Raw genomic sequence first — 12,674 nt, 5'->3', positions numbered from 1 at the left:
TGCAACCGGCACCCGGCTTTCCCTGCGCCCTCTGCTCAATGAGAGGGTGGAAAGTGAAGCAAAGCTCGGGCGTGATACGCCGCGAGAATGCGGACTCACATGCCCTGTGCTGTTTGAAAATTGAATCATGACTCGCGGCGATGCTGTAGGGTGGGCAAAGCGAAGCGTGCCCACCATCGCGAGCACGGCGCTAGATGGTGGGCACGGCGCAAGTGCGCCTTTGCCCACCCTACGGCTCCGGCTCCGCCGCAACCGCTTGCTCGCGCCACAACAACTCCCTGTGGTCATGGGTCCTTGCTTTCGCAGGGACGACAGCAGTGCGAGACGCGCGAACCTATCTACCGCATCACGCGAACGTGGCCTTCACCTTGCCCAGACCCGCGAGCTCCATCACGACGCTGTCGCCGGCATTGAGCCATATCGTCCTCACCAGGCTGCCCGTCAGCACCACCTGTCCGGCGTGCAGGCCCTTGCCTTCGGCGGCGAGATGGTTGGCGAGCCAGGCGAGTGCGTTATGGGGATGACCGAGCACGTCGGCGCCGGTGCCGCTCGCCACCTCCTCGCCATTGATGAGCGCGCGGCCCTTGACGTCGTGCAGATCGGGTGCGGTGATGCGTGGCACTGCCGTGCCCAGCACGCAACCGGCGGCGAAAAAGTCGTCCGCGATCAGCGTCGCGCGCCCATCGCCTCCCATTTCGCATAGCGGTCGTCGACGATCTCGATCGCGGGATGATACTCCGCAACCGCCTCCGCGACCCATTCGGCGGTGAACGGCGCCTCGCCCGGCGCCAGATCGCGCGCCAGCTTCACCGCGATCTCGCATTCGACGCCGACGCGGACATAGTCGGCCATCTTGAGCTCGGCACCGCTCTCATACACGCCCTTCTCGAACACGCCGCCGCCGCAAGGATGGGCGATGCCGAGATAGTCCTGCATCACCGCACTGGTGCAGCCGATCTTGTAGCCGACGAGCGCGCCGACCTTCGGCAGCAAGAGGTCATGCACCGCGCGCTGGACCTGATAGCCCTCCTCCTCATCGGCCGGCACCAGATCCGCCGGCAGCGCCGCCAGCGGCGCGCGGTTACGGCGAGCGGTGGCGATGGCCTTTGCGGCCGCTGCGGTCCTGTCCATGGCCACCTCCCGGATTGCGTTGTCGAGATGGCAATTCAGCACCACGGCGCGCGCTTGACAAGCGCGTCACATACGCGCTCACGCCTTGACAAGGCCGAGCCTGATCAGGCTTTCGGCGGTCGCAAGGATCGTCTCGTCATCGCGGCGCGGCGTCCAATCGAGCTTTTCGCGGGCCTTCGCGCTGGTGGAGCGGCGGACCTTGCCGAGCATCGGCACGGCATAGCGCAGCACGGGAACGCCCGTTGCGGCCAGCCGCACCACCCAGTCCGGCGCCTGGAAGCGCGGCACCCGCCGGGCGGCGGAACCGAGCTCGCGCCGCAGGAGATTTGCGATATCGAGCATCGACATCGGATCTCCGGCAACCGCGATGAAGCGTTCGCCGCGCGCCGCCGGCGAGGTCATCGCGCGCAGATGCAGGTCCGCCACGTCACGCACGTCGACCACGGCGAAATAGATCCGCGGCACCGCCGGCATCGCGCCGTTGAGCAGCATCTTGATGATGTCGATCGAGCCGGAGAAATCCGGCCCCAGGACCGGCCCGAACACGCCGACGGGATTGATGACGGAAAGCTCCAGTCCGCCGCCCTCCTTCGCAATGAAATCCCAGGCCGCGCGCTCGGCGAGCGTCTTCGACTTGACGTAGGCGAACACGTCATCGCCATCGAGGTCGGTCCAGCTCGTCTCGTCGAACGGCTGCGCCTGCGGCGGGTGGCCGTAGCCGATCGCCCCCATCGACGACGTGACGACGACACGCTTGACGCCGGCATCGCGCGCGGCGCGCAGCACCCGCAGAGTCCCGTCGCGCGCGGGAATGATCATCTCGTTCTCGTCCCTGGGCACGCTGCTGCTGAGCGGAGACGCGACATGCAGCACGTAATCGCAACCCCCCACCGCCTCGCGCCAGCCGGCATCCTGCGTGAGATCGGCAGTGAAGAACGATACGCTCTCGGGCGATGGCGCATTGCCCTGGTGCAGCATCGCGAGCACATCCTTGCTGCGCTCCGGCCGGCGCACCGTGGTGCGCACCTGATGGCCCTCGACCAGCAACTGCAGGATGGTGTGCACCCCGATGAAGCCCGATCCGCCCGTAACCAAAACGGTGCTCATCCGACAAAGCCTTTCCCAAATCTTCGGCCTCGGCGCGGAAATTCGCTTCGCCGGCCTGCAACAACCGCATCTGGGCCACTATCTGCGAGAGGACAAGTAGGATGAAATTCGAGACCGGTATGGAAAACAATACCATGTCGCCCTGCGATTCCGCCGAATGCGCAGATTGCGCACCCGACCCGGCACTGCTCGGCGATTTCAAGCACGCCATTCACGCACTCGGCGGCAAATGGAAACTCGAAATCCTTTTTGCGCTGATGAACGGCGCAATCCGCTTCGGCGCCCTGCGCCGCTCGCTTCGAGGCATCACCCAGCACATGCTGACCGCGCAGTTGCGCGAGCTCGAGCGCGACGGCCTGGTCCTTCGTACCGTGCTTGCCGAAAAGCCGCTGCGGGTGGAGTACGAATTGACCGACGCCGCTTACGGCCTGCTGCCGGCGTTCCGCGAACTGCTCGCCTGGTCGAAGACCTATGGCGCACGCGGCGATGCGACCGCGCGCGAAGCGACACTCGGCGCCGAACTCGCCTGAATGTCGCTTCGCAGCTTTACGTTATCCCGTCATTCCCAGCGCCCGCCGGATCGCGATCTCGACCGGCGAATAGGCGCCGTCGGGACGCTCGAGCCGATAGGGCTCCCTCAATGGCAGCGCGGGCTGTGCCATGAAGCGAGGCCCCCTGCCCTGGTGCCGTTGGGCGGCGTGAACCAGGAAGGGATGGCAGAGATAGACCGTGCCGGCCGCGCCGGTCGCGAGCGCAATCGGGCAATCGGCGCCCATCTCGTCCAGCGCCATGCGGGCACGGCCGGCCTCGCCCGCTGGTGCGAGATAGCGCGCCATCGGCTGGTGCGAGCCGACCCTGATGCGCGTCGGCGCGTCCTGTTCGCCGACGTCGGAGAACAGGAACAGCATCAGCAATGCGCGCCCGCGCGAGGTGACATTGACGCGCCAGGCCGAGAAATCCTGCCGCTCATTCGGATCGCAATCCTCGCCGGGGAAGCTGAGGTCGACGTGCCAGCCGGCGTCGCCGGGATCGTCCGGATGCGGAAAGCGTACCGGAAAGGTGCCAATATCCTGTCGCGGCCACCAGCGGCCTCTGCCGACGATCTGGTCGAGCACCGCATGCAGGACGGGCGTGTTGATCGCCTGCCGGAACGGTGGCTGGCCATAGAAGCCCAGTCGCACCACCGGACGTGTCCATGTTGCGGGCGCGTGCTCGCGGCATGGCAAGTCGCGCCACAGGATGGCGCACGCCTCCTCCGCGAGCTCGCGCGGAAAAGCGTCGTCGATCCTGACAAAGCCGTGTTCGATGAATTGGGCAATTTGCGCGTCGCTGAGCGAACGCGCGCGTTCGTGGTCGGTCATGATGATGATCTCTCAAGCTGGCGCCAGACGTTATTGCGCTGCGTCATGCAGCGGCGGTCCGGCTCAATCGGTCCAATGGAGTGCCGCAGGCAGCGGCGGCTGGGATCAGCGACCCAGCAAGAAGACCGAAGCGAAGTTGAGAATGGATTTCATCATGGCGGCGCGAAACTACCTCCGCCGGATGGCGGTTTCAATGGCACCGCCGCGAGCCTACCCCTATTCGTCGCGATAAACTTTTTCGCGCTTCTCGTGGCGTTCCTGGGCCTCGACCGAGAGCGTTGCGATCGGACGCGCCTCGAGCCGCTTGAGGGAGATCGGCTCGCCGGTCTCCTCGCAATAGCCGTAGGTGTTGTCCTCGATGCGCTGCAGTGCGGCATCGATCTTGGAGATCAGCTTGCGCTGGCGGTCGCGGGCGCGCAGCTCGATCGCACGGTCGGTCTCGGAGGAAGCACGGTCGGCAAGGTCGGGGTGGTTGACGTTCTCTTCCTGCAAGGTCTGCAGCGTGAGCTTCGATTCGCGGAGGATCTCATCCTTCCAGGCCAGCAGCTTGGCGCGGAAATAGTCGCGCTGACGCTCGTTCATGAAAGGCTCTTTTTCAGAAGGCCGGTAGTTCTTCAGCTTTTCCAAAGGCAGTCCATGTCCCTGTCAGGCGGACGAAAATGGGTCATCCGCGCGGCGCCTTATATAGCTACCTCATGTGACAGACAATATCGGCGCAACCGCTTCGAACCGCCATTTCCGCCCCCTTACACAGGCAAGTTGGCCCCGTTCCGCCAGGACCGGTCAGTGGGCTCATCCGGCGCCAACAGCCCCGAGCATGAAGGGTCCGGATCAGTCCTTTTTGCCCGGCCGACGGGAATTAAATCCGCGCTGACCAGACCGGGCGAATCGCGGCCGAGGCAAACGACCTTAGGCCTGCCCGGCCTTGGCGAGCTCGACTTCGACGCGAAGCTCGATTTCGGACAGGACCGCATCGAGGCCGGGATCGCCCGAGGAAGATTTCAGGCTGGCGGCGGCATCGCGCAGCCGCGCGACGGTTGTCGCTTCCAGATTGCCGGCCAACAGGCCGATCTTGAGCTCGTCGAGCACATCGAGCGCGCCGCGGCCCCGCGCGACCGAGCGCTTGCGGCGTTCCGTGGGGTCCTCGACACCTTGCAGCGCAAGCAGCGCATCGATATTCGCGGCGGCTTTCGGCGCGGCGCCGGAACGGACCTCGCCCGCTTCCGTCGAGGGTTCCGGCAGCGCGAAGCTGCTCGAGTTGTTCCGCCGCGTGCTGCTCGCGGGCGTTCCAAGCGTGGTGCCGTTCGGTCCTGAGATGCGCATCGTCGATGATCCCGCGGGCGTGCTGGGCGGAACCTTCGCCCCCTTATGGTTAATGGTCCGTAAACGACCCGGCAAAATCTGCCGCCGGCCGGCAGTTTCGACTCCGCCGGCAAACGGAGCGCGAACAGCGATCACGAAATTTCACTAAAGATATCAGTTATTTGATGCATCACCCCGCTATGGCACAGGGCTCGCATAGTGAAGGAGCGGATCGCCCGCTATGGGAGTGGCGTGCCGGTCCGATGGAAGACCTCGAGGGGAGCACAGGGATGCCCGGCATCCGTTCGGCACATTTTTTCGCAGCCGCCTGCGCCGCGTGGCTCGTGCTCGCGCTGACCGCTTTGCCGGCCGGCGCGACGTCGCGGATCAAGGACCTCGCCAATATCGAAGGCGTGCGGCAGAACCAGTTGATCGGCTATGGCCTCGTGGTCGGCCTCAACGGCACCGGCGATACGCTCAACAACATCCCCTTCACCAAGCAATCGCTGCAGGCGATGCTGGAACGGATGGGCGTCAACATCCGCGGCGCCACCATCCGCACCGGCAACGTCGCCGCCGTGATGGTCACCGGCAATCTGCCGGCCTTCGGCACGCAGGGCACGCGGATGGATGTCACGGTGTCCGCGCTCGGCGACGCCAAGGATTTGCGTGGCGGCACCCTGCTCGTCACCCCCCTGCTCGGCGCCGACGGCAATGTCTACGCGGTCGCGCAGGGCACGCTCGCGATCTCCGGGTTCCAGGCCGAAGGCGAAGCCGCCAAGATCGTGCGCGGCGTGCCGACCGTCGGCCGCATTGCCAACGGCGCGATCATCGAGCGCGAGATCGAGTTCACGCTCAACCGCCTGCCTAACGTCCGGCTCGCGCTGCGCAACGCCGACTTCACCACCGCAAAGCGCATTGCGGCGGCGGTGAACGATTTCCTCGGGGTCAAGACCGCCGAGCCGATCGATCCCTCGACCGTGCAGCTCAACATCCCGCCGGAGTTCAAGGGCAACGTCGTCGCCTTCCTGACCGAGATCGAGCAACTGCAGGTCGACCCGGATCTTGCCGCCAAGATCGTGATCGACGAGCGCTCCGGCATCATCGTGATGGGCCGCGACGTTCGCGTCGCCACCGTGGCGGTCGCGCAAGGCAATCTCACGGTGTCGATCTCCGAGAGCCCGCAAGTGAGCCAGCCCAACCCGCTGTCGCGGGGACGAACGGTGGTGACGCCGCGCTCGAATGTGCAGGTTACCGAAGACGGCAAGAAATTCGCCGTGGTGAAAGACGGCGTCTCGCTGCAGCAACTCGTCGACGGACTGAACGGGCTCGGGATCGGCCCGCGCGACCTGATCAGCATCCTGCAGGCGATCAAGGCCGCCGGTGCGATCCAGGCCGACATCGAGGTGATGTGATGCAGAGCGGATTCGTCGACGCCATCACCAGTCCCTATCGGGCGCCGCGCGGCAACGGCCGCAACGATCCGCAACTCGCGGACGCGCTGACGAAGGTCTCGCCGGAAATGCAGGCGAAGGCCCGCGCGAAGGCGCAGGATTTCGAGGCGCTGTTCCTCAATTCGATGTTTTCGCAGATGACCAGCGGCATCAAGGGCGAAGGCCCGTTTGGCGATACGCCCGGCACCGGCGTGTGGCGTTCGATGCTGACGGAAGAATATTCGAAATCGTTCGCGAAATCCGGCGGCGTCGGCATTTCCAACGAAGTGTTCCGCACACTGATCCTGCAGCAGGCAGGCGGCGCCAGCCAAGCTTGAGGAGATCAGGACAAGATGAACCAGCGTCTTCAATCGCGGCCGGCGCCGGCGCAAGCCGTGAAGTCTGCAAGCTCGACACCTGCCGAAATTCGCAAGCTCGCGGAAGACCTGATGGACGTGATGAGCGCCCTGCTCGGCATCACCGAGCGCGAGACAGAGCTGGTACGCGCCGGCAAGGTACGCGAAGCGATGCAACTGGAAGCGCAGAAATCGGAATTGTCGCGTCGCTACATGGTCGCGGTCGAGAACGTGAAGGCTGCGCAAAAGCAGCTGTCACAGGCGGCGCCCGATCTCCTGAACACGCTGCGCCGCCATCACGACACCTTCCGCGCGATGCTGCAGGTCAACCTCACCGTTCTCGCCACCGCGCATGCGGTGTCGGAGGGCATCGTGCGCGGCGTCAATAGCGAGATCCAGCGCCGCAACGTGCCGAATACCTACACCGCGGCCGGCCGGCGCGCTGCGCCTGGACCGCGCCACATCACGCCGCTCGCGGTCAGCCGGTCGCTCTAATTCGTTAAAATTGTCGCGCGAGCGTAAGCGCGGCATTCAGCGCATTCCCTAACAACCTGTTGAGAGGTGTGGCCTATAGTTGCGGTTCATGGAGGGTTGGGATTTGACTCGAAGCATTAGCTAGTGCGCACGCACTAGGAGGCGTGATGAGTACAGATTTCAGCATCAAGCCGGTCGGGGTACCGGTTGCGGCACCGATCACCGCTCCCGTCAGCGAGGCGGCGCGGAATGCCGTCTCAACCGAGCTGCCGCCGAGCCGGAGCGTCACCGCGGCGGATGCAGGCGCGCGCGCCAGCATCAATTCCAACGTCGTCAACGCTTCCGTTTCCAACCAAGTCATTATCGATCGCGACGCCGCGTCCGTCGTCTTTCAAGTCGTCGACAACCGCACGAGCCAGGTCGTGAGGCAGTTTCCTGAAGAGGCCGTGCTGCGCCGGCGCGCCTATTTCCGCACGCTCGACCTGACCAAGGAAACGCCGACACGTCTCGGCGCCACCGACCGCAGGGCCTGACGCTTCAGGTACGGCGCTCAGCCCTGGCGCTTCGCGTAGGCCTGGTCGAGATACGTTCCCCCGGTCGCAGGATCGTTGACGACATTCTTGATCAGCGCCGTGCCGACCGAAGTCAGCGTAAACTTGGTATCGCCGACCCGGAACGACTGATCCTTGATCAGGACGTCCTGGTATTTGCTGGTGCCCTCGCTCTGGTAGTGCACCTTGGCGCGGAAGCCCGTGACGTTCGTGACCTGGATCTTGAACGACTTGTTGTTGGCGTATTTGCCGGTCCAACTGCCCTCGTAGAGCTCAGGATCAACAGCCACATAGGGCGTCTTGGAGGGAACGTTCAGCCCGACGGCCTTGTAGTTGGCCGCCAGGATGCCCATCATGTCGGCCATTCGAGCCGCTCCACTTTGCCTAGCCGCGGCCGGCGAGGCCGGCGGCGAGGTTGCAGTTGATGTCGATCAGCGACTTCAGCTTCGCCGGATCCGGATTGATCTGCATCTCGACGGTCTGCTTCATCACGAACACGCCGATATTGGTGATGTTCTGGCGGACTTCGAGCGGCTGCGGATTGTCATTGGCCTGCGCGGCGCTCATGAAGATCGACCACAGGCGGCGATTGAACAGCAGCGCGTTCTGCATCGCCTTGTCCGGCCCACTCCAGTTCGTCTGGACTTCCTGAAGCTGTCGTGCAGCTTTTAGCAGCGCCTGCGCTTCGATTTCACGGGGGGACGCCGTCGTGGTTGACGTGCGTGCGTAGGCCTGAGCTGCATTTGACATTCACGAACCTCGGTGGGAGCGGTTTGGACCGCGGGGTCTCAAAAAGTGCCCAACTTTCATACAGACCGTGCCTTTAAATATGGTTAGCAACGGTTACCAAATGTGTCCGTTTTCCGGCAGAAGCCGCCACGCCACGCCTTAACTAAAACGAAGACGGCGGGGTTCCCCCCGCCGTCTCGCGCCGTTCTTGATTTGGTGAAGCTACGCTTAGCGGAGCAACTGCAGCACGCTCTGCTGGCTCTGGTTGGCGAGCGCGAGCGCGGAGACCGCGATCGACTGGCGGGTCGACAGCGCCTGGCTGTTGGCCGCTTCCTCGTTGGTGTCGGCCAGCGTCAGGTTGGACGAGCCGGTCTGCAGCACGTTGATCAGGTTCTTCGAGAAGTCCTGGCGGATCTGCACGATCGACAGGTTCGAACCGAAGGACGACGCCTGGGCGCGCAGCGTGCTGCTGGCGTTGGTCAGGCCGCTCACCACCTTCTGCACGGAGTCGTTGTCCTTGAAGTCGCCGGACGACAGCGCCGCAAGGCCAAGGCCCGCGGAGTTGAAGTTGACGCCGGAGATCGCCAGCGTCGACTTGCCGGTTTCGTTGAAGGTCAGCCGCAGCGTGTCGCCGGTGAGCAGGTTGACGCCGTTGAAGGAAGCATCCTGCGCCGTGGTCGTGATCTGGTTCAAGATGTTGTTGTACTGGGTGACGAGCGCGTCGCGGGCGGCGCTCGCCGACGCATCGACCACCGGATCGCTCGGGGTCTTGTTAAAGAACAACTGGCCCGACACCGCCGCGGTGCCGCTGATCAAGCCGATCGTAGCCGAAGCCGCGTCGTTCGCGGTGGTGATCGTCAGCGTGCCGTCCTGCGCCAGCGTGGCCTGGAGGTTGTTCGACTTCAGCTCTGCATTGAGATCGTTCAACGAGGTGACGTGACCCGGACCGGTACCACCGAAGGTGATGCTGGTCGCGGTGCCGCCGCCCGTAGAGCCAATCGACAACGTCTGGCCGTCGAGCGGCGACGGGCCGTGGTCACGGGTCTTGCTGATCGGGCCAGCAAAGCCGAGGGCGGCCATCGCGGCCGTGTTCGAGCTGGTGATCGTCAGATCGCTGGTGGTGCCGGTATGCAGCGTAATCTGGCCGCCGGACACCGATGAAGAGTTCGGGGCCGCACCGGTCAGGGCGTCGATCTTGTGCAGCAGCGTATCGATGCTGTCGTCCTTGTTGATGTGGTTGTTGTCGGCCGCGCCATTGTCCACGAAGGTGATGGTCTTGCCGTTGACCGTGATCGTATCACCGGTCTGGAAGCCGGTGGTGATCGCGTCGCTGAGAGCGGCGGCAGTGCCCGACAGCTTGGTAGCACCGGTGATCTGCACGGCGCCGGCCGTGGGCGTGCGGCTCACCTTGTTGTCGGTGAGGCCGCTAAGCCCAAGCTTGGCCAGGGTGGCAGCATTGGAGCCCGAGAAGTCCACGTCCTGCGTTGCGCTCGTCAGAATATGGATCTTGCCGACATCGGCACCGGTTCCGATGCTGGCGGTGGCTCCAGAGGCGCCGTTAATGGCGGTGAGGATATCGCCAATAGTGCCGGTAGAGACGTCGATCGAAAGATCGTTGTTGGCCACCGAACCGGAGGTGCCGCCGCCGTTGTTGAACGCGATCGTCTTGCCGTTGATCACGAGGACATCGGAGTTCGTGAAGGCCGCGCCCGCTCCGACCAAGGCGTCCGCACCACCGGCAACCTGGGGACCGGAAAGCTTGGTCGCCGCCGTGATCGGGGTCGTGGTGTTGGTGGTGCTGGTGCGGGTCACATCCTGGGCCGTGGCCGAAAGGCCGAGCTTGGCCAGAGTGCCAGCGGCGCCACCGGTACCGTCCTCGATGTCGATGTCGTGGGCGAGACCAGTGCTGAGCTGGATCGCGCCGCCACTAATGCTGGATGCAACAGCACCGCCGGTGCCGGTATTGCCGGTGATCGCGTCGATCGCGCCCAGCAGGTCGCCCAGTGTCTGGTCGACACCGATCGTGTAGTTGCCGCTGCCATCGACCGCCGCGGCGCCCGTGGCCTGGAAGGTGATGGTCTTGCCGTTGACCGAGAAGGCAGCACCGGCGGTCAGGGCGCCACCAGCCGCAGTGCTCAGAACCGAGGTTGCGTCCGACGCGGCATTGATCTGGGTACCCAAGGTGGCCAGGCTGTTGGTGTATGCGGTCTGGTGCGTGGCATTGACGCGCGTGCCGTCGGCCGAATTGGCGCTGTAGCTGGTCAGATTGTTGTTGACCGCGAGCGTGCCCTGGACCGTGGTATCGATCGCGGCGCCGGTGCCGAGCAGATTCGAGGCGGTGGCGCCGTTGATCTGAACGCTCACGCTGGACTTGGCGGAATAGCCGACAGTCGACTGCAAGGCCTGGGTCGCGACCGACTTGGCGCCGTCGACCAGCTTCTGCAGCGAGGTGATGCCGGTGTTGGCCGCCTGCAGCACCTGCACGCCGTTGCCGATGCCATCAAGCAGGTTGTTGATGTCGCTGGCGCGATTGTCGAGCGCGGCGGCGGTGAAGAAGTTGGTGGGGTTATCGAGGGCCGAGTTGACCTTCTTTCCGGTGGAAAGACGGCTTTGGGTGGTGGCGAGCAGGTCGGCAGTCGACTGCAGCGAGAGGAGGTTCTGGCGAACCGAAGACGAAAGAACAATGCCGGACATTTTTCATACCTTTCTGGTGTGAAACAGGAACAAGTCGCTTCCAATCGTTTTTGATCGGACGACGGCTCACCTTGGAACCAAGTCTCCTAAGAAAAAATGAATCTTCTCGGTCGCATTTCTGGCCCGCAAACAGCGTGAAAATGCTACGCGGCGACACAGATGCTCCGGAATACTACTGAACTGGCTGCGCCTTCGGACAGAAGGGCAAGCACAGCAGGAACGGCGTTTACCAACCGTTAACCATGATCGGAAAGGATTGCGGCGCGATCGGCCGCCATCGGTCTTAACGGCGGATGCGAGCCAGACATGATTCGATTTCGTCGCAACGACGCATCGCGCGGATGGCGGCAGAGGAGAACGGGAATGGCATTGAAGGTCGAGCTGAAGCCAAACGAGCGGATTATCATCGGCTCCTGCGTGGTCACCAACACCGATCAGCGGGCCCGCCTCCTGATCGACGGCGACAAGATTCCGATCCTGCGCGAGAAGGACATTCTGACGCCGGAGACGGCCGACACGCCGGCCAAGCTGATCTATCTCGCGGTGCAGCTCATGTATCTCTCGCCCGATCCGATGGCGCACCATCCGACCTATTTCAGCCTGGTGCGCGACATCATCACGGCCATGCCCAGCGGCTGGCCGTTTATCGAGGGCATCAACAACCATATCCTCAACGGCGACCTCTATCACGCGCTGAAGGAATCGAAGAAGCTGATCGCCCACGAGGAGGCGCTGCTGGAAAGCGCAAGGAAGCTCAATGCCCCCGCGCAGGAGGACGAGCGCAAGTCGGCGTAAGGCGATCGCGCGATCAAGGAAAAAAGGCCTCCGAGAGGGAGGCCTTTTTTTGTGCTCGTTACATCTCGCGTGATGAAGATAGATTCAGGTGGCTGACGCGGTCGCCGGGTGGAAGACCAGCGCAAAACCGTCCATGCAGTAGCGCAGGCCCGTCGGCTTCGGACCGTCGTCGAAGACGTGGCCGAGATGGCCGCCGCAGCGCCGGCAATGCACCTCCGTGCGTGCCATGCCAAAGGTGCGGTCCTCGGTGGTGCCGACGGCGTTTTCGAGCGGTTGATAGAAACTTGGCCAGCCGGTACCGCTTTCGAACTTGGTGTCGGAGGAGAACAGCGGCAGGTCGCAACCCGCGCAGGCGAACGTGCCCTTGCGATGCTCCTTCAGCAGCGGGCTGGACCAGGGCCGCTCCGTGCCCTGCTTGCGCAGGATCTCATATTGCTGCGGCGTGAGCTGCGCGCGCCACTCGGCGTCGGTTTTCTCGATCTCGAATTTCTCGGCGGCCTTCGCCGGCGAACCGCGCAGCCAGCGGAAAGCGGCGAGGCTGAACAGGCCGGCGACGGACGCGAGCAGGAAACGGCGGTCAATCATGATGGTCTCCGTGGAGGCGGACGATTGTTCGCTGTCAGATACGGCGCACCCGGTTGCGACGTTACACCGGTCAGTCCCTGACCTCCTCACTTTTCTGCGAGCTTGAGCCATACGGCTCCTGCGGCGCGGGCGGCTGCGGGTGCGTGGCCCGCTGGC

Annotated in this window: 14 protein-coding genes and 1 pseudogene; 6 read left to right on the top strand and 9 right to left on the bottom strand. The window is 64.1% G+C overall.

What is annotated here, in order from left to right; all coding sequences use genetic code 11:
* Nucleotides 1–346: 346 nt before the first annotated feature.
* A pseudogene (locus CWO89_RS31485) lies at nucleotides 347–1,131 on the bottom strand (2-keto-4-pentenoate hydratase).
* A 78-nt stretch (nucleotides 1,132–1,209) separates the two neighbouring features.
* The gene (locus tag CWO89_RS31480; protein WP_130582403.1) at nucleotides 1,210–2,238 is read right to left on the bottom strand and encodes an SDR family oxidoreductase; all 1,029 of its coding nucleotides are present in this window, start codon (nucleotides 2,236–2,238) and stop codon (nucleotides 1,210–1,212) included.
* A 101-nt stretch (nucleotides 2,239–2,339) separates the two neighbouring features.
* Here CWO89_RS31480 and CWO89_RS31475 point away from each other — a divergent pair, with 101 nt between their 5' ends.
* Nucleotides 2,340–2,768 (top strand): winged helix-turn-helix transcriptional regulator, encoded by a 429-nt coding sequence (locus CWO89_RS31475; RefSeq protein ID WP_207234611.1) that lies wholly within the window; start codon nucleotides 2,340–2,342, stop codon nucleotides 2,766–2,768.
* Between the two features lie 21 nt (nucleotides 2,769–2,789).
* On the opposite strand, the gene CWO89_RS31470 is transcribed toward CWO89_RS31475, so the two are convergent.
* From CWO89_RS31470 to CWO89_RS31460, 3 genes are all read right to left on the bottom strand, one after another.
* Nucleotides 2,790–3,599 (bottom strand): phytanoyl-CoA dioxygenase family protein, encoded by an 810-nt coding sequence (locus CWO89_RS31470; RefSeq protein WP_130582402.1) that lies wholly within the window; start codon nucleotides 3,597–3,599, stop codon nucleotides 2,790–2,792.
* Nucleotides 3,600–3,815: 216 nt separating this feature from the next.
* Nucleotides 3,816–4,181 carry an RNA polymerase-binding protein DksA gene (gene dksA, locus CWO89_RS31465; RefSeq protein WP_196237262.1) on the bottom strand — a complete coding sequence of 122 codons (366 nt, stop codon included), beginning with the start codon at nucleotides 4,179–4,181 and terminating at the stop codon, nucleotides 3,816–3,818.
* Between the two features lie 327 nt (nucleotides 4,182–4,508).
* On the bottom strand, nucleotides 4,509–4,922 hold the full coding sequence (locus tag CWO89_RS31460; protein ID WP_130582401.1) for a flagellar assembly protein FliX: 414 nt from the start codon (nucleotides 4,920–4,922) through the stop codon (nucleotides 4,509–4,511).
* Between the two features lie 269 nt (nucleotides 4,923–5,191).
* Between CWO89_RS31460 and CWO89_RS31455 the strand changes: the two genes are divergently transcribed.
* From CWO89_RS31455 to CWO89_RS31440, 4 genes are all read left to right on the top strand, one after another.
* Nucleotides 5,192–6,316, top strand: coding sequence for a flagellar basal body P-ring protein FlgI (locus CWO89_RS31455; RefSeq protein ID WP_130582400.1), 1,125 nt, complete (start codon nucleotides 5,192–5,194; stop codon nucleotides 6,314–6,316).
* Nucleotides 6,316–6,672 carry a flagellar assembly peptidoglycan hydrolase FlgJ gene (gene flgJ, locus CWO89_RS31450; RefSeq protein ID WP_130582399.1) on the top strand — a complete coding sequence of 119 codons (357 nt, stop codon included), beginning with the start codon at nucleotides 6,316–6,318 and terminating at the stop codon, nucleotides 6,670–6,672. Before CWO89_RS31455 ends, flgJ begins: the two co-directional genes overlap by 1 nt.
* Before the next feature lie 15 nt (nucleotides 6,673–6,687).
* A complete protein-coding gene (locus CWO89_RS31445; protein ID WP_130582398.1) occupies nucleotides 6,688–7,185 on the top strand; it encodes a hypothetical protein in 498 nt (165 codons plus the stop codon).
* A 146-nt stretch (nucleotides 7,186–7,331) separates the two neighbouring features.
* Nucleotides 7,332–7,697 carry a flagellar protein FlaG gene (locus CWO89_RS31440; RefSeq protein ID WP_130582397.1) on the top strand — a complete coding sequence of 122 codons (366 nt, stop codon included), beginning with the start codon at nucleotides 7,332–7,334 and terminating at the stop codon, nucleotides 7,695–7,697.
* A 17-nt stretch (nucleotides 7,698–7,714) separates the two neighbouring features.
* Here CWO89_RS31440 and CWO89_RS31435 read toward each other — a convergent pair whose 3' ends face one another.
* The 3 genes from CWO89_RS31435 to CWO89_RS31425 all read right to left on the bottom strand — a co-directional run bounded on the left by CWO89_RS31435 (nucleotide 7,715) and on the right by CWO89_RS31425 (nucleotide 11,138).
* Complete coding sequence (locus CWO89_RS31435) at nucleotides 7,715–8,080, bottom strand: hypothetical protein (RefSeq protein ID WP_130582396.1); 366 nt, start codon at nucleotides 8,078–8,080, stop codon at nucleotides 7,715–7,717.
* Nucleotides 8,081–8,099: 19 nt separating this feature from the next.
* Nucleotides 8,100–8,465: a flagellar biosynthesis regulator FlaF gene (gene flaF / locus CWO89_RS31430; protein WP_130582395.1), complete on the bottom strand. Its 366-nt coding sequence runs from the start codon at nucleotides 8,463–8,465 to the stop codon at nucleotides 8,100–8,102.
* 207 nt (nucleotides 8,466–8,672) lie between these two features.
* Nucleotides 8,673–11,138, bottom strand: a complete 2,466-nt coding sequence (locus CWO89_RS31425; protein WP_130582394.1) for a flagellin N-terminal helical domain-containing protein — start codon at nucleotides 11,136–11,138, stop codon at nucleotides 8,673–8,675.
* A gap of 363 nt (nucleotides 11,139–11,501) precedes the next feature.
* On the opposite strand from CWO89_RS31425, the gene flbT reads away from it, so the two are divergent.
* A complete protein-coding gene (gene flbT / locus CWO89_RS31420; protein WP_130582393.1) occupies nucleotides 11,502–11,933 on the top strand; it encodes a flagellar biosynthesis repressor FlbT in 432 nt (143 codons plus the stop codon).
* 84 nt (nucleotides 11,934–12,017) lie between these two features.
* Here the strand turns inward: flbT and msrB are convergent, their stop codons facing one another.
* Nucleotides 12,018–12,518, bottom strand: a complete 501-nt coding sequence (gene msrB / locus CWO89_RS31415; protein WP_130582392.1) for a peptide-methionine (R)-S-oxide reductase MsrB — start codon at nucleotides 12,516–12,518, stop codon at nucleotides 12,018–12,020.
* Nucleotides 12,519–12,674 lie beyond the last annotated feature (156 nt).

It is taken from the genome of Bradyrhizobium sp. Leo170 (assembly GCF_004296405.1).
Classification (GTDB): domain Bacteria; phylum Pseudomonadota; class Alphaproteobacteria; order Rhizobiales; family Xanthobacteraceae; genus Bradyrhizobium.
Note: the sequence above shows the minus strand (reverse complement) of the source record. Positions and strands in the feature narration are given on the sequence as shown.